Origin of the sequence: Microbispora sp. NPDC046973, assembly GCF_040644495.1 — a bacterium.
Taxonomy (GTDB): domain Bacteria; phylum Actinomycetota; class Actinomycetes; order Streptosporangiales; family Streptosporangiaceae; genus Microbispora.
In genome coordinates this window covers 509,432-531,236 of sequence record NZ_JBEYWQ010000002.1, presented here as the reverse complement: position 1 = coordinate 531,236, position 21,805 = coordinate 509,432, and the positions used below count along the sequence as shown (strand labels likewise).

Here is a 21,805-nt window from a genome sequence, read left to right as displayed (position 1 = left end):
AAATCTGACAAGAATTGCTTTTCTAGGTAATTGTGGACGGCATGAGCTCCCTGCATCCGGAAACGCGCGTCGTCCACCTGCCCCGGCCCACGCCGGAGGCCAGCGTGCCGATCTCCATGCCGATCTACCAGACCTCGGGATTCGTCTTCGACGACCCGGCCGTCTTCGCCGACGGCATGGGGCGGCCCGACGGGGCGTACGTCTACGGCCGGCTCTCCAACCCCACCGTGCGCGCGCTGGAGGAGGCGGTCGCCGGCCTGGAGGGCGGCGTGGCCGCCGTGGCCACCGGCTCGGGCATGGGCGCGATCAACGCCGTGCTGCTCGGCCTGCTGAAGTCGGGCGACCACGTGATCGCCCAGTCGGCGCTGTACGGCGCCACCGCGCAGACGCTGGCCGACCTCGCGGACCGCTTCGGCGTCGAGGTCACCCGCGTGCCGGAGGACGACCCCGCGGCCGTACGCGCCGCCGTGCGGCCCACGACGAAGCTGCTGTATCTGGAGACGATCGCCAACCCGATGACGCAGGTGGCCGACATCCCGGGGATGTGCGCGGCCGCGCGTGAGGCCGGGATCCTCACCGTGGTCGACAACACCTTCGCCTCACCGATCCTGTGCCGCCCCATCGAGCACGGCGCGGACATCGTGGTGCACTCCGTCACCAAATACCTGTCCGGGCACACCGACGTCGTCGGCGGGATCGCCGTGTTCGCCTCCGAGGACGTGTATCGCAGGGTGTGGTCGTACGCGGTGGAGCTCGGCGCGACGGCCGACCCGTTCGCCGCGTGGCTGACCCTCCGGGGGATGCAGACCCTGCCGCTGCGGATGGAGCGCCACTGCGCCAACGCCCGCGTGCTCGCGACGCGGCTCGCCGGGCATCCGGCCGTGGCCGCGGTGCACTGGCCGGGCCTGTCCTCCCACCCGTCGCACGAGCTCGCCACGAAGCTCCTGCCCGACTTCGGCGGCGTGTTCTCCTTCGACCTCGCCGGAGGGCGTCCCGCCGGCGAGGCGTTCATGCGCAACGTGCGGCTCGCGCTGCTCGCGCCCTCGCTCGGCGGCGTGGAGACCCTGATCCTCCACCCTGCCACGACGTCGCACCGTACGGTGAGCGCCGAGGGCCTGGCCGCGGCGGGCATCGGCGAGGGGACGGTGCGGGTGGCCGTGGGCATCGAGCACGCCGAGGACCTGTGGGCCGACTTCGCCCAGGCGCTCGACGCGATCTGAGACGGCCCGGGGGGACGACCCCGCCGGGAGGACCCCGGTCGAGGGCGGCCGCCGCACGCTGCCGCGGCCGCCCGCCGGGCGTCAGCGGTAGCTGTGCTCGGGCCTGGGGAAGACGCCGGAGACCACCTCGTCGGCGTACGCGCGGATCGCGCGGTCCATCTCCCCGGCCAGGTCGAAGTACTTCTTCACGAACTTCGCGGGCTGCGGGGTCAGGCCCATCAGGTCCTGCCAGACGAGGACCTGCGCGTCGGTGTGGGGACCCGCTCCGATGCCGATCGTGGGGATGCTCAGCGACGTGGTGACCCGCTGGGCGAGGTCGGCGGGGACGCATTCGAGCACGACGGCGAAGGCGCCCGCGTGCTCCAGCGCCTTGGCGTCGGCCATGATCTCGTCTCCCGCCTGGCCGCGGCCCTGCACCCGGTAGCCGCCGAAGGCGTTGACCGACTGAGGGGTCAGGCCGAGGTGCGCCATGACCGGAATCCCGGCCGACACGAGCATCTCCACCTGCGGGAGGACCCGGTGGCCGCCCTCCAGCTTGACGGCGTGCGCGCCGGCCTCCTTCACGAAGCGGGCCGCGGTCTCCAGGGCCTGCTGGGGTGAGGCCTGGTAGGAGCCGAACGGCAGGTCGGCCACGACCATCGCCCGCGACGAGCCGCGTACGACCGCGGCGGTGAGCGGGATGAGGTCGTCGACCGTGACGGGCAGCGTCGACTCGTAGCCGTAGACGACCATGGCGGCCGAGTCGCCCACCAGCATCACCGGGATGCCCGCCTCGTCGAACACCCTCGCGGTCATGGCGTCGTACGCCGTCACCATCGGCCACTTCTCGTGGCGTTCCTTGGCTGCCGCGACGTCGCGGACGGTGACCCTGCGTCCCGCGGCCCCGCCGTAGAGGGCGGGCTTGGACACAACGGAAGAAACAGAGGACATGGCTACCTCCAGGCCTCGTGGCGCCCCTGTGGCGTCCCCGGACAGTCAGATCATCGCATGCCGCCATGGGCTGGAACACCCCGGACAGGCGGCGTAATCCGGGCCTGGGACAACTGGGATCAAAGGGACGAATGAGGCGACCCGCTCGCGAGAATGTCGGAGGCGCCCGGCACAATGCCATGCGGAGGTAAGGAACCACAATGGCTTTTGATCGTTACCGGCGGGTGCTCGCCCTGCCGGGCGTGCGGGCGTTGCTGCTGGTCGGCATGATCGCGAGAATTCCCCTCACCGGCACCGGCATGACGTTGACCCTGCACGTGGTGAATGACCAGAAGCTGGGTTTCCTCCAGGCGGGTCTGGTCGGCACCGCCTCCATGGCGGGCGCCGCGATCGGCTCGCCGCTCGTCGGCCGGTTCGTCGACCGGCGCGGGCTGCGGCCGGTGATGGCCGTGACCACCATCGTGCAACTGTGCCTGTGGTGCGCCGCGCCCGCGATGCCGTACGCCGTGCTGCTGCCGGGCGCGCTGATCGGCGGGCTGTTCAGCCAGCCGGTGTTCGGGACCATCCGGCAGTGCGTGGCCGCGATGGTGCCGGCGGAGAACCACCAGACCGGCTTCGCCCTCGACTCGATGGGCGTGGAGTTGTCGTACATGGTCGGCCCCGCCCTCGCCGTCGCGAGCGTGACGGCGTTCGGCAGCACCGCGACGATGTACGGCGTGGTGGCCGGTCTGGCGGGCTCGGGAGTGGCGCTGTACCTGCTCAACCCGCCCACGCGGTCGGCCGAGGAGGACGCGGGGCACGAGAGGGCCGTCCCCCGGCGGCAGTGGCTGCGGCCCGGCCTGCTCGCCCTGCTCTGCCTGGTGTCCGGGCTCACCTTCGTGCTCACCACGACCGAGTTGAGCGTCGTGGCGATGCTCAAGGCGGACGGCGCGACCGCGTGGACGGGACTGGTCCTCGCGCTGTGGTGCGCGTTCTCGCTCGTCGGCGGGTTCGTGTACGGCGGGCTCTCCCGGGGGCTGTCGCCCGTGGTGCTCGCGGGCGGCCTGGCGGTGCTGACCGCGCCCGTGGGCCTGGTGGGCGGAGGCTGGGGCTGGCTGTGCCTGGCGCTGGTGCCGGCCGGGCTGCTGTGCGCCCCGGCGCTGTCGTCCACCGTGGACGCCGTCAACCGGCGCGTCCCGGCGGCGGCGCGGGGTGAGGCGATGGGCCTGCACGGCACGTCGCTGACGATCGGAGGAGCCCTGGCCGGGCCTCTCGCCGGCGGTCTCCTGGACGCCCACGGCCCCGCCTGGGCCTTCGCCGTGTCCGGCGCGGTCGGCGTCGCGCTGGCCCTGCTCGCCGCTCTGGTCAGGGGTGCCGATCCGGCCGCCGTCCTCGCTCCGGCCGGAACGAGCATGGCGGCCGTATCGGACATTTCGAAGGCCGCGAGCGGTCTCGGCGCGGCAGCCGGAGCGGACATCGCGGCAGGGCCGGACGCCGCGACGCCCCTGCCCGCATCCGCCGGGGAATAGGACCGGGCCGGACGGGGGAATGAAGTCCGCCCCATACCGGGAATAGAACCGGCCCCCGCGCTGATGTACAGGGGGCGCGCGCGGTCGTCCTTCGGGCCCCACCCGTGAGGGGCGTCCGCGCGTGGACGCCTCTCGCCCGGGTGGCGGTGTGAGACGCCGTGGCGCTCCGGCACGCCTGGGAGGCGCGGGTATCGGGGACGAGCGGTGCGCGGGCCGGCACCTCGGCCGGACGCCTTCTGGCCACCCCACCAGCGGATACGACGGTGCCACCGGAGATTATGAAACGGTCCCGTTGCGTATCGGAATGACCAGCGCTACGCTTGCGTTGCGAAACTCAGCCGTATCGAAATCATGGGGGAATCCGTGGGAGCTCACTCAGAAGCTCATACAGGCCACCCACGCCGGTGGCAGGTCCTCGGCGTGATGGTGTTCAGCCTGCTGGCCGTCGTCCTCGACAACACCATCCTCAACGTGGCGATCAAGACGATCGCCGATCCCGTCCACGGCCTGGGCGCGACCCAGAGCGAGCTCGAGTGGGCGATGAACTCCTACACGCTGGTGTTCGCCGGTCTGCTGTTCACCTTCGGGGTGCTGGGCGACCGCTACGGGCGTAAGCGGATGCTCATGGTCGGCATGGTCCTGTTCGGCCTGGCCTCGCTGGCCAGCGCGTACGCGCAGGACCCGATGCAGCTCATCGCGGCCAGGGCCCTGATGGGCCTCGGCGGCGCCGCCATCATGCCGGCCACGCTGGCGATCATCTCGAACGTCTTCCCGATCCACGAGCGGGGCAAGGCGATCGGCATCTGGGCCGGCGGCGTCGGCATCGCCGTGGCGATCGGCCCGATCACGGGGGGCCTGCTGCTGGAGCACTTCTGGTGGGGTTCGGTCTTCCTCGTCAACGTGCCCATCGTGATCATCGGCCTCGCGCTGATCGCCGGGATCGTGCCGGACTCCAAGGACCCGAACAAGAGCGGTCTCGACCCGGTCGGCGTGCTGCTGTCGATCCTCGGCCTGATCAGCCTCGTCTACGGCATCGTCCGGATCAGCGACCTCGGCACCGTCGCCGACGTCTCGGTCGTCGTGCCGTCGCTGCTGGGCCTCGCGATCCTCGCCGCCTTCGTGTGGTACGAGAGCCGGATCGACCACCCCGCGTTCGACGTGCGCAACTTCCGCAACGCCGGCTTCTCCACCGCGATCGCCACCGTCGGCCTCGTGTTCTTCGCGGCCATGGGCGTGATGTTCTTCCTGGCCTTCTACTGGCAGATCGTCAGGAACTACTCGCCGCTGCAGTCGGGGGCGCTCGTGCTGCCGTTCGCGGCCGCTCAGCTGATCTTCGCGCCGCAGAGCGCGCGCATGGTGCAGAAGTACGGCGCCCGGGCCGTCGGCACGGTGGCCATGCTCGTCATCACGCTGGCCCTGACGGCCTACGCCTTCGTGCAGGTGGACACCCCGATCTGGATGCTGCTCGTCCTCGGCTTCGTCCAGGGCGCCGCGATGGCCAACATCATGCCCCCGGCGACCACGGCCATCATGAACGCGCTGCCGCGGGAGAAGGCCGGCGTGGGCTCCTCGATGAGCAACGTCGTCCGGCAGGTCGGCGGCACGCTGGGCATCGCCATCCTGGGCGCGGTCCTTTCCGCGAGCTACCGCAACGACATGGAGGACAAGGTCAGCGCCCTGCCGGAGCAGCTCCGCCACGTCGTGACCGAGTCCATCTCCGGTGCGGCCGGCGTCGCCGGTCACCTGGGCCCGCAGGGTGCGAGGCTGCTCGACGCCGCGAACGCCGCGTTCGTCACCGGCATCCACTGGGCGGCTCTCGGATCGGCCTTCGTCGCCCTCGTCGGCACTCTCGTGGTGGCCCGCTGGATGCCGGGCAAGGCTTCGGTCAACGCCGCGGTCACCAAGGCTGAGACCGAAAAGGAAGCGGCGGTAGTGTGAACTCGTCATGAAGACGCAGCAGACGGCTGAGGGGGTGGCCCGCCCGGCGGGCCGCCCGCGCAGCGAGAAGGCGGAACGGTCGATCATCGAGGCCACTCTCGAGCTGCTCGGTGAGGGCATCGGGGTGTCGGAGCTGTCCATCGAGTCGATCGCCAGCCGCGCCGGTGTCGGGAAGACCACGATCTACCGCAGGTGGTCCAACAAGGAGGACCTGGTGGTGGACGCTCTGGCGACGCTCAAGCCGCCGATCCCGCTGCCGCAGGGCGGAACCGTGCGAGATGACCTGGTGACCTACCTCCGGGTGATCCAGGAGGAGGCCAGCCACCACCGCACCCGCTGCATCATGAACATCGCCATGAGCGACTCCGAGCGGCACCCCCGGCTGGCGGAGCGGTTCCGCGAGCTGACCGTGGAGCCGCGCAGGGCGGTGGTGACGGCGGTTCTGCGGCGTGGCATGGAAACCGGGGAACTGCGCGCCGACCTCGACGTCGACATGGCCCTGGCCCTCCTCAGCGGGGCGATGATCTGGCTCACGAAGTGGTCCCACACCGGCGACTCCCCTGCCGACCTTCCCGAGCGGATCGTCGACGAGGCGCTCAAGGGCTTCCGTCCCCGTCCCTCCACTCCCGAGCTGTGACCCGTCCCTCCACCCCCGAGCTGTGACCCGGCTCCCCACTCTCGAGTCGTGATGCGGTCCTTCACCTTCGAGCCGTGACCCGGTCCGTACGGCCGACGGCCGTACGGACCGCGCTCGCCACCGTCATGCGCCGCGCGCGGAGCGGCGCGACACGCGCTGAGCACTCTCGTGGGAGCCGGGTACCACTGGCGGGCATGGACGCGAGGGCGGGCGGCCGTCTGCCGGTGACGCGTCTCCTTGACCCCTCTCCGATGACGCCGTCTCCGCTGACCCGTCTCCGATAACTCCGTGACCGGTGCCGGACGCCTGCCCGGCACCGGTCACGGCGCTCTCATTTCAGGCCCGCGTCGAGCGCGCCCATCAGGGTGCCGGTGTCGCCGGACATCTCCCAGATCATCGCCCCGAGCAGGCCCTTGCTCCGCAGCCAGGCGGCCTTGCGCCCGATCGACCAGGCGTCGTCGAAGCTCCACCACTGGCCGCCGTTGCCGGTGTAGCAGGAGGTCGCCACCGCCTGCTCGTCATGGCCGACCGTGCAGCCCGGGACGCTCGCCACCAGGTTGGAGTAGCCCCGGGTGCCGGCCTCCTCCTGGAACTGGCCGGGCGCCGCGCCGGTGGCCTGCTGCCACTCGCCGGCCTTCCCGCCGTCGGTCACGCCCTGCCAGCCGCGTCCGTAGAACGCCAGGCCGATCGTGAGCTTGCGCGGGTTCACCCCCGCCTGGAGGTAGGCGTTCACCGCGTTCTCCACGCTGAAGTGGAACGAGTAGGGATCGTCGGCGTCGGTGTAGAGGTTGCCCTGGTGCCCGGTCCGGTTGGGCTCCCAGGAGTTGTCGCTGCCCGCGCCGTGGAAGTCGTAGCCCTGGATGTTGAACACGTCGAGGTATTTCGCCACCTGCGGCAGGTCCCAGCCGGCCGCGATCTTCGCCGGGTCGGCCGGGGTGAACGCGCTGAGCAGGTAGTACCTTCCCGTCGTGGCTCCCAGCGCGTCGAGCTGCCGGCGGAACTCGGCGATCAGCGCGGTGTTGTTCGCCTTGTCGTTCGGGCTGACATGGTTGCCCGCGTGGCCGTCCGAGCCCGGCCACTCCCAGTCGAGGTCGATGCCGTCGAAGATCCCGGCCGCGCTGCCCGGTCCGCCCGCGCTGTTGTAGACGGGCAGGTTGCCCTTGATGTACATGTCGATGCAGGAGCTGACGAACTTCTTGCGGGACGCGTCGGTGGCCGCGACGTCGGAGAAGTACTTCGAGTACGTCCAGCCGCCGATCGAGATGAGCACCTTGAGGTCCGGGTGCTTCGCCTTGAGCTTGCGCAGCTGGTTGTAGTTGCCGCGCAGGTTCTCCCAGCCGGTGTCGCCGACGCCGTCGACCGACTGGGCGGCGCTCATCGGCCGTCCGTAGTCGGCGTCCGCGTCGCCCGCGCCGTCGCCCTGGCTCGGGTCCTGCGGGTTGGACGTGGTCCCCTTGGTCACGCCGTTGAGGCAGGTCAGGTTGACCGGGTCGATGTTGGCGAAGGCGTAGTTGAGGTGGGTCAGCCGCGCCGCCGCGCCGGTCGTCTCCAGGTTGCGCACGAAATACTGCCGGCCGTAGATGCCCCACTGGACGAAGTAGCCCACCCTGGCGTAGCCGTTCCCGACGATGTCGGCCGTGCTCACCTTCACCGGATCGCTCGCGGCCGACACGTTGTCGTACAGGTCGCGCGCCCGCACGGTGAAGGTGTACTCGGTGGACGGCGACAGTCCCGTGACCTTGGCCGAGGTGCCGGTCACCGTGGCCGCCAAATCGCCTCCCGCGTACACGTCGTACGCCGCCACGCCCTTGTCGTCGGTGGCAGCGGTCCAGGTGAGCGTGACGCTGGTGGCGTCCTTGGCGGTGCTGTGCAGACCGGCCGGGACCGTGGGCGGCCGGGTGTCGTCGGCCGGGTCGTTGGTCGTGACCGTGAGGGCGCTGCTCGCCGGGGACGGATTGCCCTTGCGGTCCTTCGCCCTGACCGTGAACGTGTAGGCGGTCTTCGGCGTCAGCCCGGTGACGGTCGTGCTCGTCCCGGTCACCGTGGCCGCGAGCGCCGAGCCGTTGTACACCTCGTAAGCGCTGACGGGCAGGCTGCCGGGGGTCGCGGCGTCCCAGGCCAGCGTCACCGTCTTGGTGGTCTTCACGGTGGCCCGGAGGTTCGCCGGCGCGCCCGGCGGCGTGTCGGCCGCGCCGTCGCATCTGACGTCGTTGATCCGGCAGTTCGCCGGCTCGGCGGCCGCGCTGAGCGTGAAGGTGGGGCTGTACGGCTCGGTCGACCCGTGGGCCGCGACGGCGGAGTTGTAGAAGGCCGGGGTCAGCGTGACCTGCCGCCCGCTCTGGCTGAGCGTGCCGTTCTGGGCGCCGCTCGCGGTCACCCCGGCCGGGAGCTCGAACACGATCGACCAGCCGTTCAACGCCGTGTCGGAGTTGTTGTTCACCACGAACCTGCCCTGCGTCCCGCCGGCGGAGAACGTCGCCGTCAGCGGTGCGGGCGGGGGAGGCGGGTCTCCGGTGCCGTCGCAGTCGGCGCCGTTGATCGTGCAGTTGGCCGGCTGGGCCGCCGCGCTGAGCGTGAAGGCGGGGCTGTACGGCTCGGTGGTGCCGCCCGCCCGGATCGTGTTGATGTAGTAGGCGGGAGTGAGCCTGACCTTCGTCCCGCTCTGGCTGATGGTCGCGTTCTGCGGATTGCCCGCCGTGACACCGGCCGGCAGGTCGAACTGGATCGACCAGCCGGTGACGGCGGCGGAGCCGGAGTTGGTGACGACGAACTTGCCCTGGGTGCCGTTGAGCGTGAAGACGGCGGTGAGGCCGGTGGCGGCCCGCGCAGGCGCGGCGAGAGCGGACATCAGCAGGAGTGTCACGAGGAAAACGGCTGTTCGGCGCATCCGGCCTCCAGTAATCGTTAGGAAAGTTTCCTAAGAATTAGCCGGAGCGTAGTTCCGCGGCACGACACGGGCAAGGCCCAATTTCCGCCGGCGCCGCCGCGAACGGCCGCCGGGCTGCCGGACCGCCGGGGGCCGGGCCGCCGGGGCGCGGCGGGAACGCCGCCGCGCCGCTCGGCGGCCGGCGGCCGGTCCGCGCCCGCGATGTGCGGGTCTAGAGGCGCTCGCGCCAGCGGGTGGTGATGGGCAGGCGACGGTCGCGGCCGAAGTTCTTGGGCGTGATCTTCGGGCCCGGTGGGTACTGACGGCGCTTGTACTCTGCCAGGTCCACCAGGCGGATGATCTGGGTGACCAGCTCAGGGTCGTGACCGGCGGCGACCAGCTCGTCGCGGCCCATGTCCCGCTCGACGTAGTCGCGCAGCAGCCGGTCGAGCACCTCGTAGGGCGGGAGCGAGTCGGTGTCGCGCTGGTCGGGCCGCAGCTCCGCGCTCGGCTCCTTGGTGATCGAGTTCTCCGGGATCGGGGGCTGCCCGGGCTGGGTGTTGCGCCACTCCGCGAGCTTCCAGACCACGCTCTTGAGCACGTCCTTGATCGGGGCGAACCCGCCCGCCGAGTCGCCGTACAGCGTGGAGTAGCCGGTGGCCAGCTCGCTCTTGTTGCCGGTGGTCAGCACCAGGTGACCGTGCTCGTTCGACAGGCTCATCAGCAGCATGCCGCGCACGCGGGCCTGCAGGTTCTCGGCCGCGAGGCCGTGCAGCTCGATCTCCTTCTCGAACGCCGAGACGATGTCGGCGATCGGGACGACCTGGGAGGCGACCCCCTGGCGGCGCACCAGCTCCTCGGCGTCGGTGATCGAGTGGTCCGAGGAGTAGCGCGAGGGCATGAGCACCACGTGCACCCGCTCGGGCCCGACGGCGTCGGAGGCGATCGTGGCGACGAGGGCGGAGTCGATGCCGCCGGACAGGCCGAGGATGACCGAGCGGAAGCCGTTCTTGCGCACGTAGTCGCGCACGCCGAGCACGAGCGCGTTGTAGATCTCCGCCAGGTCGTCCAGCCGCTCGGCGACGACCGGGGCCTCCGGCTCGTACGGCTCGACCGGCGCGGCCGACAGCAGCACCCGCTCGACCGTGATGACGGTGCCGTCGTGCGCGTCGTGGCGCGACTCGCCGAGCTCGCCCGTGCCTTCCGGGAGCTCCAGGTCGGTGACGAACAGGTCCTCCTCGAACTGCGGCGCGCGGGCGACCAGTTCCCCGGAGGCGTCCACGATGAGCGAGTCGCCGTCGAAGACCAGCTCGTCCTGGCCGCCGACCATGTTCACGTACGCGAGCGCGCAGCCCGCCTCGCGGGCCCGCCGCGCGCACAGCTCCAGCCGCACGTCGTCCTTGTTCGTCTCGTACGGCGAGCCGTTCGGGACGACGAGCAGGCCGGCGCCGGCCTGCGCGACCACCGAGACGGGACCGCCGTCCTGCCACAGGTCCTCGCACACGGCCACGGCGACGTCCACGCCGTGCAGGCGGAAGATCGGCAGGCGGTCGCCGCGCACGAAGTAGCGGTATTCGTCGAACACCCCGTAGTTCGGCAGGTGGTGCTTGGCCGACTTCGTCACCACCCGGCCCTCGTGGAGCAGGGCGACCGCGTCGAGCGGGGCGCCCTTGGGCTGTCCCACGCGCGGGGCGAGGTCGGCCCGATCGAGGTAGCCCACCACGACGGGGAGACCGCCGAGCCCCTCGTCCGCGAGCCGCGTGGCCGCCTTCGACAGCGCCGTGATCGACGCCTCCACGAACGACGACCGGAGCACCAGGTCCTCGGCGGGGTAGCCGGTCAGGAACATCTCGGGGAACACCACGAGGTGCGCGCCGCGCTCGGCGGCCCTGCGGGTCCACTCGACGAGCATGTCGGCGTTGCCGGCGATGTCACCGACGACCGGATTGGTCTGGGCGAGAGCGATACGCAGTTGAGCCACGGTCCCACCCTAAGGTGTCCGATTAGTTGTCGTCAAAGCGACGATAAGGGTCAGGCGCCGGGCGACCCGGGGCTGACCAGCCCTCTTTCGTACGCCAGGACCACGAGCTGGGCGCGGTCGACCAGGCCGAGGCCGCGCAGCAGCGCCGTGACCTCGTCGGCGACCTCCTGTTCCGGCACGGCCAGCGTCATCGCGATCTGCCGGTTGGTGAAGCCCCGGGCGACCAGCTTGATCAGGTCGATGTCGGAGTCGGACAGGCCCTCCGGCGCCGCCGGGTCGCGCCGCCCGGCGAAGGCCGCGATGAGGTGCGTGGTGACCGCCGGGTCGAGCAGCGCGTCGCCCGCGACGGCCGCCCGGATCGCCGCGATGAGCTGCTCGGGTGCGGAGGTCTTCAGCACGAAGCCGCTCACGCCGGCCCGCAGCGCGGCGTAGAGGTTCTCGTCGGTGCCGAAGGTGGTCATCATGATCACCTTCGGTGGCTCCTCCGCCGCGAGGACCCGCCGGGCCGCCGCCAGGCCGTCCAGGCGCGGCATCTGGATGTCCATGAGCACCACGTCGGGCCGCGCCGACTGGACGAGCGCGATCGCCTGCTCGCCGTTCTCCGCCTCCCCGACGAGGTCGAGCCCCGGCTCGCTGTCGAGGATCACCTTGAGGCCGGTGCGCACCAGCGCCTGGTCGTCGGCGATCAGCACGCGCAGGGGCGCCGCGCCGGCGGACGCTCCGCCGGCTCCGTCCCCTCCGTCCGATGCGGACGGCGCCGACGGCTCCACACCGTGCCCACTCACGGGCCCACTCACGGGCCCGCTCGAAGGCCCGCCGGCGGCCGGAGCGGGAGCGTCCAGATGCTCGGCCTGGACGAGGATGTCCTGCTCGAGCCGCTGCAAGGTGGGGCCGAGGTCGAGCCCGAGTTCGTCGCGCAGCGCCTCCCTGGCCCGGCGCAGCGCGCCGAGCGCGTCACCCTGCCGCCCGGCGCGGTACAGCGCGAGCGCCAGCAGCCGCCAGGCCTCCTCCCGCAGCGGGTGCGCCGACGCGTGCGCCTCCAGGTCGGGGATCATCGGGCCGGTACGGCCCAGCCGCAGCGCGGCGTCGGCGCGGCGCTCCACGGCGAGCAGGCGAAGCTCGTCCAGCCGCGTGGCCTCGGTCTGCGCCCAGGCCAGCTCCTGGAACCCGGCGAGCGCGGGCCCGCGCCACAGGGCGAGGGCCGTCTCCATCCGCTCCAGCGTCGCGGCCGGGCCCTCGTGGTCGCTCTTGACCAGGTGCTCGAAGTGCCAGGAGTCCACGTCCTCGACGCCCGCCCGCAGCGCGTAGCCGGGCGGGGCCGACACCAGGACGCCGGCCTCCTCGCGCGGCGCGCGGTTCGGTTCGAGCGCCCGCCGCAGCCGGGACACATACCCCTGGATCGTGGACAACGCCTGGGCGGGCGGCTCGCCGGGCCACAGCTCGTCGATCAGCACGCTCACCGGTACGGCGCGCCCTCCGGCCACGAGCAACCGGGCGAGCACGGCCTGTTGCCGCTGGCCGCCCAGGTCGAGCGTCTCGCCATCGGAAATCGCTTCGAACGGCCCAAGAGCACGAAAAGTCACCATCGCACGGTAAGCGTAGAGGCAGCGGCCCTCCCGGTCGTGCCGAGCGCCTTTCGGTTGGGTCACGAGGCGGGCGGGGCGGGCGCTCAGGCGGTGAGCGTCCGCCCCGCCTGAGCGCTCAGGCGGTGAGCGGGAACCGGGCCTCGACGACCGTGCCGCCGGTCTCGGGGGCGGTGACCACGCAGCTTCCGCCCAGCTCGGCCGCGCGCTCGCGCATGGAGGACATGCCGACCCCCGCACGCAGCCGGGCCGGCGGGCCGATGCCGTCGTCGGCGACCGTCACCCGCAGCTCGCCGCCGCCCTCCCCGGCCGGGGAGCGCGTGACGCGCACCTCGACGCGGGTGGCCCGCGCGTGGCGGCGCACGTTGTTCAGCGCCTCCTGCACGATGCGGTACACCGCGACCTCCACGGCGGCGGGCAGCCCGGCGAGTTCGCCGTCCACCCGCACCGAGACCTCCTCCAGGCCGTCCGTCCCCGCCGGCAGCGTCTCCTCCGCCAGCGCCCGTACGGCCCCCTCCAGCCCTAGGTCGTCGAGGGCAGGAGGGCGCAGGCCGTACACGAGCTCGCGGATGTCGCCGGCGACCGCGTCCATGCCGACCCGCAGGTCCCGCAGCAGGTTGTCGGCCGTGTCCGGCGACTTGGCCAGGCTGATCCTGGCCATGTTGATCGTCATCGCCATCGCGCCGAGCGTCTGGCCGAGCCCGTCGTGCAGGTCGCGGCGCAACCGCCGCCGCTCCTCCTCGCGGGCGGCGAGGATGCGCTCGCGCGAGCGCTGGAGGTCGGCGGCCATCCGTACGGCGTGGGCCACGTCGGCCACGTAGGGGAGCAGCGTGGACAGCACCCGATCGTCGTGGGCGGCGGCGAACCGCCGTGCCCCGGGTGGGCCGACGAGCAGCCGGCCCACCGGCTCGCCGTGCCAGACCAGCGGCACCTCGCGCGGCGACGGCCCGACCTGGCCGCTCTCGACGTACCGCGGCCTGCCGTCGGCGATCTCGACGGCGACCCCGGCCACGGCCAGGCCCTCGCGCACGACCGTCACCACCGACGCCAGCGCCTCGGCGGGGTCGGCGCGCCGCACCTCCTGCGTCAGCCGCTCGGCGAGCAGCGCCGGATCGCCCACCCTGCCGTACAGCGCGCGGTCGACCACGCGCTGCAGCGCGTGGCGGAGCGGCTGGAAGAACGCGCCGGCGAACAGCGCCGCCGCGAGGCCGGCCACCTGGTGGTACCCGGACACGACCAGGCTGGAGATCGCCCCGGCCCCGAAGTAGACGCCGCTGATCGTGCTCAGGAGCCCGGCGGTGACGAACGTCCGGCTGAGCACCGTGTCGATGCCGTACAGCCGGTAGCGCAGCACCGCGAAGAGGATCGCGAACGGGATGAGCGCCGTCCACAGCGTCGCGGGCAGCCACATCGACGGGCCGAGCAGGTACAGCGCCACGTACACCGCGAAGACGGACAGCGGCCAGGCGATCTGCCGCCGCGTCACCGGGTCGGCGCGCCGCAGCCGGAGCGCGAGCGAGGCCAGCGCCGCCACCACGCAGACCTGGATCGTGTACTGCAGGACGTCCCACACCGTGACGTAATAGGGGACGAGGGCCCTGACCTGCAGCGGGTTGTGGATCACCGCCGGCCAGGGGTAGTGCGCCGGATCGGGGTCGGGCCGCATCAGGCCCAGGACGACCTCGGCGAGGGTGGCGACGACGCCGGCGGCGACGACCACGCGCCAGCCGCGGGAGGGGAGCGTCCCGGTGGGCGAGAAGAGCGGAACCATGACCGCCAGCAGCAGGCCCGACACCGCCCAGCAGGTCAGCTGGACCGCCCGGGCCGTGATGGCCGCCCCCATGTCGCCCTGCGAAGCCCAGTGGAACATCAGCGCCGTGAAGGCCACGTTGCCCGAGCCCAGCAGGCCGCCCACGCAGATCAGCCAGGCGATGGTGAGCCGGGGGCGCTGGGACACCAGGAACGCTCCCGTGAGCGGGAACGTGAGCGCGACGCCGAAGTCCGGCGTCAACGGGGGGTGCGGCTGCCACTCCGCGGGGATCCGGACCTGGACCAGCACCCCCACGAGGGTCAGGACCAGTGCCACGGCCGCCATCGCCCAGGCCACCGCCCGCACGGGAAAGGCAGGGGGGTTCTCGTCCATCCTGCGATGGATTATGTCGTGTCCCGTTCCACTCTGACCAGGAAACGGCCAGCCGACGGGTCCGGCCGCCTACGTCGTCTGGGCGGGGCGGCGGCGGAGGGTGCGGCCGATGAGGAGCTGGCCCGCCGCCGCGAGCAGGCCGAGGGCGCCGAACAGGGGCCACACCAGCCCGGGGGCGGAGGCCAGCAGCCGGGTGCCCAGCAGCGGCGCGAGCAGGGCGGCGGCCGACCAGGCCAGGCCGTACAGGCCCGAGTAGCGCCCGCGCAGGTGGGGCGGCGCGAGCGCCGCGACGATCGCCCCCGGGATCCCGGCCGTGAGCACCTCGCCGAGCGTCCAGACGGCCACGGCCGCCGCGTGCCCGGCCGCGGACGACATCAGCGTGGTCAGCGCGAACCCGAGCCCGACGAGCGCGAACCCGGCCGCGAGCACCTTCGACGGGTCGAACCTGGCGAGCCAGGAGGTCGTGAGCGGCTGGACGACCACGATCAGCAGGCCGTTGACCGCCATCGCCATGCCGTACGCGCTCGTGGGCAGCCCCTGCCCGGTCATCGCGAGCGGCAGTGTGCTGTACGCCTGCAGGTAGACCAGCGCGTAGGCCAGGTTGCTCAGCACGAAGGCCAGCATGAGCCGGTCGCGCAGCACGTCGGCGAACCGGCCGGGCTCGGCGTGCTCGCGGGCCGGGCGGGTCTCCGGGATCGCCCGCCACACGAGGAGGCCGAAGACCAGGCAGGTGACGGCGTCCACCCAGAACAGCACCGTGAAGCCCGAACGGGCGAGCCAGCCGCCGGCCACCATGGCGACGGAGAAGCCGAGGTTGATGGCCCAGAACAGCAGCCCGAACGCCCGCGGCCGGTCCTCCGGCGGCACCAGGTCGGCGACGATCGCCTGCGACGCCGGGCGGTAGGCGTCCACCACGACGCCCAGCACGAGCATGCCCACGACGAGCCCCGGCACGCTGGTGGTGTAGCCGAGCGCGAGCATGGTGACGGCCGTGGCGACCATGCCGCCCGTGAGCGTGACCCGGCGTCCGAGGCGGTCGGCCAGCCATCCGGCGACCGGCTGCGACAGCAGCGACCCCACGCCGAACATCGTCATGACCAGCCCCGCGTTGGCGAGGGAGACGCCGCGCGCCTGCGTGAGGTAGATGCCGATGAACGGCTCCACCATCGTGCCGAGCCGGTTGACGAACGTTCCGCCGAACAGCACCCAGAACGGACGGGGCAGGCCGCCGGCCCTCGACCGGAGGAAGCCGGTCCGGTTGATCACAGTGGTCACGGTCGTCCACCCTTGGACAATCGGGACGTGCCGTGCCAATCTTTTAGCCCTGGCTGAAACGTGGGGGGAGCGGCCGTGCCGGTGGAGTGGCGGTTCACGCCGGAGGACGTGGCGCGGCTGCGCTTCGCGTTCTCCCCGATGTGGGAGCTGGTGGCCAGCCTCCGGGTGCTGCGCGCCCCCGGCCGCCACTCGCTGCACCTGCCGTGGCTGCGGGCCGTAGGGCCGCGCCTGCGCCAGGTGGACCTCACCGACCTGTTCGCACTGGTCCCGGCGAGCGGCTACATCCCCGACTTCCTCACCCCGCCGCCCGACACCCCGCTGCCGGACTTCGCCGCCGAGCTGGAGCGGGTGCGCGCCACGCCGCCCGGCACGGCGTACGAGGAGACCGTCTGGGTGCAGACGCCCGATCCCGCGGCGCTGCGGCGGTTCGCCGACGACCCCGCGGAGGGCGTGCGGCGGGTGGCCGACCAGCTGCGGGCGTACTGGACGGTCGCGTTCGAGGAGTTCTGGCCCAGGATCCGCGCGCTGCTGGAGGCCGACGTCATGTGGCGGGCGCGCACGCTGGCGGCCGGGGGAGTGCGCGAGCTGTTCGCCGACCTGCACCCGGACGTCGCCTGGCACGGCGACCGGCTCGTCACGGTCAAGAACTGCGCCTACGACGGCGACCTCGGCGGGGACGGCCTCGTCCTCGTGCCGAGCGCCTTCTCCTGGCCGGACGTCTGGGTGATGTACGAGCCCTACCTGCCGATGCTGTGCTACCCGGCGCGGGGCGTCGGGACGCTGTGGTCGGACGGTGCGCCCTGCACGCCCGAGGCGCTGGCCGCGCTCATCGGCCGCACCCGGGCGCAGGTGCTCACCGCGCTGGCCGAGCCCGGATCGACCACCAGGCTCGCCCTTCGGCTCGGCCTCACGCCGGGCGCGGTCAGCCAGCACCTCGCCGTGCTGTCCGACGCGGGCCTGGTGGCGCGGCGGCGGCTCGGCCGCGAGGTGCTCTACCGGCGCACGCCCGTCGGAGAGTCGCTCGCCGCCGTCTGCTGATCACACCCTGCTGATCACAGCAGGCCGGGCGGGGCGGGCACGGCGGGCAGCCGCGCGGTGACCGTCGTCCCGCGGCCCGGTTCCGAGGTGACGGCGCAGGTGCCGCCCAGCTCGGCCGCCCGCTCGGCCATCGAGGTCATGCCCACGCCCGACCTGCGGCCCGGCGGCAGTCCCACGCCGTCATCGGCCACGACGACCCGCAGCTCGCCGTTCCTGTGCAGGACCACCCGCACGCGCCCGGCCCGCGCGTGCTTGCGCACGTTGGTCAGCGCCTCCTGCACGATGCGGTAGGCCGCCACCTCCACCGCGGCGGGCAGCCCGGTCATGTCCCCGGTCACCTCGACCTCCGCGACCGACTCCGCGCCGGCGGCCAGGCCGGGGCGCGCCTCCTCCGCCAGGGCCCGCACGGCCCCCGCCAGCCCGAGGTCGTCGAGCGCGGGGGGACGCAGTCCGTACACGAGCTGGCGGACGTCGGCGGTGACGCTGTTCATGCCCTCGCGAAGGTTGCGCAGCAGCGTGTCGGCCGTCTCCGGGGACCGTTCCAGGCTGTGGCGCGCCATGTTGATCGTCATCGCCATCGACGCCAGCGTCTGCCCGAGCCCGTCGTGCAGGTCGCGGCGCAGCCGCCGCCGCTCCTCCTCCCGCGCCGTCAGGATGCGCTCGCGGGAGCGCTGCAGCGCGGTGGTCAGCGACACCGTGTGCGCGGCGTCGGCGACGTACGGCGCCAGCACCGCGATCACGCGCTCGTCGTGGGCGGCGGGGAAGCGGCGCCCGCCCGGCGGGCCGATGAGCAGGCGGCCGACCGGCTCGCCGTGCCAGACCAGGGGCATCTCCCGGGCCACGGGAGCGGGCCGCCCGCTCGTCGTGACGGTCCCGCCGATCTCCACGGCGATGCCCGTGACCGACAGGCCCTCGCGCAGCACCTCCAGGGCGGCCAGCAGGGCGTGCGCGGGGTCGGCGTGCTGCAACCGCCGCCGCAGGCCGGCGGCGAGCGCGAGCGGGTCGCCGCCCCTGCCGTACAGCGCGCGGTCGACGAGGCGCTGCAGCACACCTCGGATCGGATGGAAGAACGCCCCGGCGAACAGGGCCGCGGCCAGACCGGCGAACCGGTCGACGCCGGACAGGATCAGGCTGGAGCCCGCCCCGACGAGCACGTAGACGGCGGCGACGACGCCGACCAGGCCCGCGCCGACGAGGGCCCTGCTGATCAGTGTGTCGATGCCGTAGAGCCGGTAGCGCAGCACGGCGACCGCGATCGCGGCCGGCACCAGCGGGAGCGTGAGCGAGGCCGTCCACCAGACCGGAGCGCCGATCACCCAGGGGACCACCACGCCGGCCATGGCCACCAGCGGCCACAGGATCTGGCGGCGCTCGATTCCGTCGGCCCGGTTGAAGCGGACGACGAGCGAGGAGAACGCCAGCGCCATGCCCACCGCGACGACCGTGTGCAGCACCTGCCGGGTGCCCTGGTAGTACGGCGCGAAGGCGGCGACCTCCAGCGCGTTGTAGCCGGTGCGCACGCTCGACGGGGCGATCAGCGAGCACAGCCAGTCGAGGGCGAGGGCCGTGGCGGTCACGCCCCCGGGCACGCACCACCGCTTGGACAGGATGCGCCCGGTGGGGTAGAGCAGCGGCAGCAGCACCCCGAGCGCGTACGTCGTGAGGTTCCACACGCCGTCGGCGAACACCCAGAGCGGGTGGACCAGCGGATGGCCGCCGCTGTTGACGAGCAGGGTCGCCGTGTTGGCGGCGAGGATGTTGGCGGCCGAGCCCAGGCCGCCCAGGCACAGCAGCCAGCCGAGCAGCAGCCGGGGCCGCGAGATCACCAGCAGCGCGCCGAAGATCGGGAACGTGGTGCCCGCCACGTCCTCGGGCGCGAACGGCAGCGGCGTGTAGGGGGCGTCCGGCAACTGGGCGGTCACCCAGATGTCGGCGAGCTCCAGGCAGATCGCCACGCCCGCGATCGCCACCGCGGCGGCGGGCCCGAGCACGCGCACCCGGTCCGGCCAGTCGAGCGCCCGCAGCCGCCGCAGCCGGGGTTCCGCGGAGTCGAGCAGCGGTCGTGCCACGGACGGGGGCTCCTTCGGTTCGTGCACCGGCATGCCGGAAAGGTAGAGCGCGCGGGTCGACACCCGATCAACGCCGGATCAACAGCAACGACGACCCGGCCGCGAATTTTGTTCGGTGTGACCTTCGTCACCCTGTCGGCCCGTCCTCCCGGGGCGCCGCCGCCGTCCCGCGTCCGCGGTGATCTCCAGGACAGGCGGCTCACACCTCGTCGTAACCCCTGTGAAACACTCAGGAGGCAGACTGGTAGGCGACCAGACCTGTAACTCCGTGAGGTACGCCTTGGACCGCCAGCAGGAATTCGTGCTCCGCACGCTCGAAGAGCGAGACATCCGGTTCATCCGGCTGTGGTTCACCGACGTGCTCGGTTTCCTGAAGTCGGTGGCGATAGCGCCGGCCGAGCTGGAGGGCGCCTTCGCCGAGGGCATCGGCTTCGACGGCTCGGCGATCGAGGGCTTCTCGCGGGTCTACGAGTCGGACATGCTGGCCAAGCCCGACCCGTCGACGTTCCAGATCCTGCCGTGGCGCAGCGAGTCGCCGGGCGCCGCCCGCATGTTCTGCGACATCCTGATGCCGGACGGCTCGCCCTCGCACGCCGACCCGCGTTTTGTGCTCAAGCGGACGCTGGCCAAGGCGGCCGACATGGGCTTCACGTTCTACACCCACCCCGAGGTGGAGTTCTTCCTGCTGCGCAACCGGCCGGAGAAGGGCGACAGGCCCCAGCCCATAGACGAGGGCGGCTACTTCGACCACACGCCGCACAGCGCGGGCCACGACTTCCGCCGCAACGCGATCATGATGCTGGAGTCGATGGGCATCTCGGTGGAGTTCAGCCACCACGAGGGCGCGCCGGGCCAGCAGGAGATCGACCTCCGCTACGCCGACGCGCTCACCACGGCTGACAACATCATGACGTTCCGGCTGGTCATGAAGGAGGTGGCGCTGGAGCAGGGCGTGTGGGCCTCGTTCATGCCCAAGCCGTTCACGGACTACCCCGGGTCCGGCATGCACACCCACATGTCGCTGTTCGAGGGCGACCGCAACGCCTTCTACGAACCCGGCGCCGACTACCAGCTGTCCAAGATCGGCCGGTCGTTCATCGGCGGCCTGCTCCGGCACGCGGCGGAGATCACCGCGGTGTGCAACCAGTGGGTCAACTCCTACAAGCGGCTGTGGGGCGGGGCCGAGGCGATCGCCGGGGCCGGCGGCGAGGCCCCCGCGTACATCTGCTGGGGGCACAACAACCGCTCCGCGCTCGTGCGCGTGCCCATGTACAAGCCGCACAAGGGCGGCTCGACCCGCATCGAGTTCCGCTCGGTCGACTCCTCCTGCAACCCCTACCTGGCCTTCGCCGTCATCCTGGCCGCTGGGCTCAAGGGTATCGAGGAGGGGTATGAGATGCCGCCGGGCGCCGAGGACGACGTGTGGGCGCTGACCAGCGCGGAGCGCAGGGCGCTCGGCATCCAGCCGCTGCCCCAGTCGCTGGACGAGGCGATCGCGGCGATGGAGCACAGCGAGCTGGTCGCGGAGACGCTGGGCGAGCACGTCTTCGACTACTTCCTGCGCAACAAGCGCGCGGAGTGGCAGGATTACCGCCGCCAGGTGACCGAGTACGAGCTCGGCCGCTACCTGCCCGTGCTCTGAGGGGGATCACTCCGTCACCGCGGCGTTACAACCTGCAAATCTTCCTGACACTCCCGTCTGTTTGGCTGGTCCCTACGCCGGAACAGTAAAATCGGTTCACTTGTTACGACTTTTACGGGTGAGCCGTATCAAGACGTGACTCAGGGAGGGCGTGGGCCATATGACGGCGGCTGCGGGGCTGCAGACCGTTCTGACCGTACCGAAGCGTTTCCGGGGACCCGAGGGCACCGCCAACGGCGGCTGGATCGCGGGCACCCTCGCCGGCACGCTGACGGGGGGCGGTCATGACTCGCCGGTGGAGGTCACCCTTCGTCAACCGGTCCCGCTGGAGACCGCCCTGTCGGTCGAGCACGTCGGCAACGCCGTCGTCCTCAGTCAGGGCGACGAGCACCTCGTCGAGGCGATCCCCGTCGCCGAGACGCTGACGCCGCCGCCGTTCGTGCGGTTCACCGACGCGGCCCGCGCGGAGGCCGGTTTTCCCGGCAGGCACGGCCACGCCATCGCGGGCTGCTTCGCCTGCGGTCTGCGCGAGCCGGGCGACGGGCTGCGGATCTTCCCCGGCCCGGTGGAGAACCCGGTGGACGGCGCCGAGCTCGTGGCCGCAGGCTGGCGGGTGCCGTTCAACGTGACCGACGAGCAGGGTGTGGTTCCCGACTCGATCGTCTGGGCGGCGTTGGACTGCGCCACCGGATGGGCGCACTACCGCAGCTTCCCGGACCGGCGGCCCATCCAGCCCCCGCTGCTCGGGCGGCTGACCGGGCAGGTGTTCCGCCGGGTCTATCCGATGGGCCGATACTCTGTCGTGGCCCGGGCGGAGGGCCGCGACGGCCGCAAGCTGTTCGGCACGAGCGCGGTCTACGAGGTGGACGGCGCGCTCGTCGCCGCCGCCAAGGCCACCTGGATCCTGCCTCGCCAGTGACCTGGCCCCGCCGGTGACCCTTGCCCCGCCGGTGACACGGCCCGGCCGGTGACTCG

General features: G+C 72.2%; 14 protein-coding genes. 7 read left to right on the top strand and 7 right to left on the bottom strand.

What is annotated here, in order from left to right; all coding sequences use genetic code 11:
- The first annotated feature begins 41 nt into the window (after positions 1 to 41).
- The gene (locus ABZ860_RS06515) at positions 42 to 1,220 is read left to right on the top strand and encodes an aminotransferase class I/II-fold pyridoxal phosphate-dependent enzyme (protein ID WP_357215956.1); all 1,179 of its coding nucleotides are present in this window, start codon (positions 42 to 44) and stop codon (positions 1,218 to 1,220) included.
- A gap of 81 nt (positions 1,221 to 1,301) precedes the next feature.
- Here ABZ860_RS06515 and panB read toward each other — a convergent pair whose 3' ends face one another.
- On the bottom strand, positions 1,302 to 2,150 hold the full coding sequence (panB, locus tag ABZ860_RS06510) for a 3-methyl-2-oxobutanoate hydroxymethyltransferase (protein ID WP_357215954.1): 849 nt from the start codon (positions 2,148 to 2,150) through the stop codon (positions 1,302 to 1,304).
- A gap of 200 nt (positions 2,151 to 2,350) precedes the next feature.
- Between panB and ABZ860_RS06505 the strand changes: the two genes are divergently transcribed.
- The 3 genes from ABZ860_RS06505 to ABZ860_RS06495 all read left to right on the top strand — a co-directional run bounded on the left by ABZ860_RS06505 (position 2,351) and on the right by ABZ860_RS06495 (position 6,233).
- Positions 2,351 to 3,658: an MFS transporter gene (locus ABZ860_RS06505; protein ID WP_357215951.1), complete on the top strand. Its 1,308-nt coding sequence runs from the start codon at positions 2,351 to 2,353 to the stop codon at positions 3,656 to 3,658.
- A gap of 423 nt (positions 3,659 to 4,081) precedes the next feature.
- Positions 4,082 to 5,596, top strand: coding sequence for an MFS transporter (locus ABZ860_RS06500; protein ID WP_357216321.1), 1,515 nt, complete (start codon positions 4,082 to 4,084; stop codon positions 5,594 to 5,596).
- 7 nt (positions 5,597 to 5,603) lie between these two features.
- Entirely contained in the window at positions 5,604 to 6,233 is a 630-nt protein-coding gene (locus tag ABZ860_RS06495; RefSeq protein ID WP_357215948.1) for a TetR/AcrR family transcriptional regulator, read from the top strand.
- A 331-nt stretch (positions 6,234 to 6,564) separates the two neighbouring features.
- Here ABZ860_RS06495 and ABZ860_RS06490 read toward each other — a convergent pair whose 3' ends face one another.
- The 5 genes from ABZ860_RS06490 to ABZ860_RS06470 form a co-directional block, all read right to left on the bottom strand.
- Positions 6,565 to 9,081 (bottom strand): glycosyl hydrolase family 18 protein, encoded by a 2,517-nt coding sequence (locus ABZ860_RS06490; protein ID WP_357215946.1) that lies wholly within the window; start codon positions 9,079 to 9,081, stop codon positions 6,565 to 6,567.
- Positions 9,082 to 9,331: 250 nt separating this feature from the next.
- Positions 9,332 to 11,080: an NAD+ synthase gene (locus tag ABZ860_RS06485; protein ID WP_357215943.1), complete on the bottom strand. Its 1,749-nt coding sequence runs from the start codon at positions 11,078 to 11,080 to the stop codon at positions 9,332 to 9,334.
- Positions 11,081 to 11,130: 50 nt separating this feature from the next.
- On the bottom strand, positions 11,131 to 12,666 hold the full coding sequence (locus tag ABZ860_RS06480) for a BTAD domain-containing putative transcriptional regulator (RefSeq protein WP_357215940.1): 1,536 nt from the start codon (positions 12,664 to 12,666) through the stop codon (positions 11,131 to 11,133).
- A gap of 115 nt (positions 12,667 to 12,781) precedes the next feature.
- Positions 12,782 to 14,806: a sensor histidine kinase gene (locus ABZ860_RS06475; protein WP_357215938.1), complete on the bottom strand. Its 2,025-nt coding sequence runs from the start codon at positions 14,804 to 14,806 to the stop codon at positions 12,782 to 12,784.
- Positions 14,807 to 14,875: 69 nt separating this feature from the next.
- A complete protein-coding gene (locus ABZ860_RS06470) occupies positions 14,876 to 16,081 on the bottom strand; it encodes an MFS transporter (protein WP_357215935.1) in 1,206 nt (401 codons plus the stop codon).
- Positions 16,082 to 16,156: 75 nt separating this feature from the next.
- On the opposite strand from ABZ860_RS06470, the gene ABZ860_RS06465 reads away from it, so the two are divergent.
- On the top strand, positions 16,157 to 17,119 hold the full coding sequence (locus ABZ860_RS06465) for a DUF5937 family protein (protein WP_357215932.1): 963 nt from the start codon (positions 16,157 to 16,159) through the stop codon (positions 17,117 to 17,119).
- Positions 17,120 to 17,133: 14 nt separating this feature from the next.
- Here ABZ860_RS06465 and ABZ860_RS06460 read toward each other — a convergent pair whose 3' ends face one another.
- Entirely contained in the window at positions 17,134 to 19,188 is a 2,055-nt protein-coding gene (locus ABZ860_RS06460; protein ID WP_357215929.1) for a histidine kinase, read from the bottom strand.
- Between the two features lie 280 nt (positions 19,189 to 19,468).
- Between ABZ860_RS06460 and glnA the strand changes: the two genes are divergently transcribed.
- Positions 19,469 to 20,830, top strand: coding sequence for a type I glutamate--ammonia ligase (gene glnA, locus ABZ860_RS06455; RefSeq protein ID WP_139578245.1), 1,362 nt, complete (start codon positions 19,469 to 19,471; stop codon positions 20,828 to 20,830).
- 160 nt (positions 20,831 to 20,990) lie between these two features.
- Positions 20,991 to 21,749 (top strand): hypothetical protein, encoded by a 759-nt coding sequence (locus ABZ860_RS06450; RefSeq protein ID WP_357215925.1) that lies wholly within the window; start codon positions 20,991 to 20,993, stop codon positions 21,747 to 21,749.
- Positions 21,750 to 21,805: the final 56 nt, after the last annotated feature.

Bases quoted from the DNA above. Each gene is read 5' to 3' on its own strand.
- ABZ860_RS06515 (WP_357215956.1), top strand. From the start codon at position 42: ATGAGCTCCCTGCATCCGGAAACGCGCGTCGTCCACCTGCCCCGGCCC.
- panB (WP_357215954.1), bottom strand. From the start codon at position 2,150: ATGTCCTCTGTTTCTTCCGTTGTGTCCAAGCCCGCCCTCTACGGCGGG.
- ABZ860_RS06505 (WP_357215951.1), top strand. From the start codon at position 2,351: ATGGCTTTTGATCGTTACCGGCGGGTGCTCGCCCTGCCGGGCGTGCGG.
- ABZ860_RS06500 (WP_357216321.1), top strand. From the start codon at position 4,082: ATGGTGTTCAGCCTGCTGGCCGTCGTCCTCGACAACACCATCCTCAAC.
- ABZ860_RS06495 (WP_357215948.1), top strand. From the start codon at position 5,604: ATGAAGACGCAGCAGACGGCTGAGGGGGTGGCCCGCCCGGCGGGCCGC.
- ABZ860_RS06490 (WP_357215946.1), bottom strand. From the start codon at position 9,081: ATGTCCGCTCTCGCCGCGCCTGCGCGGGCCGCCACCGGCCTCACCGCC.
- ABZ860_RS06480 (WP_357215940.1), bottom strand. From the start codon at position 12,666: ATGGTGACTTTTCGTGCTCTTGGGCCGTTCGAAGCGATTTCCGATGGC.
- ABZ860_RS06475 (WP_357215938.1), bottom strand. From the start codon at position 14,806: ATGGACGAGAACCCCCCTGCCTTTCCCGTGCGGGCGGTGGCCTGGGCG.
- ABZ860_RS06450 (WP_357215925.1), top strand. From the start codon at position 20,991: ATGACGGCGGCTGCGGGGCTGCAGACCGTTCTGACCGTACCGAAGCGT.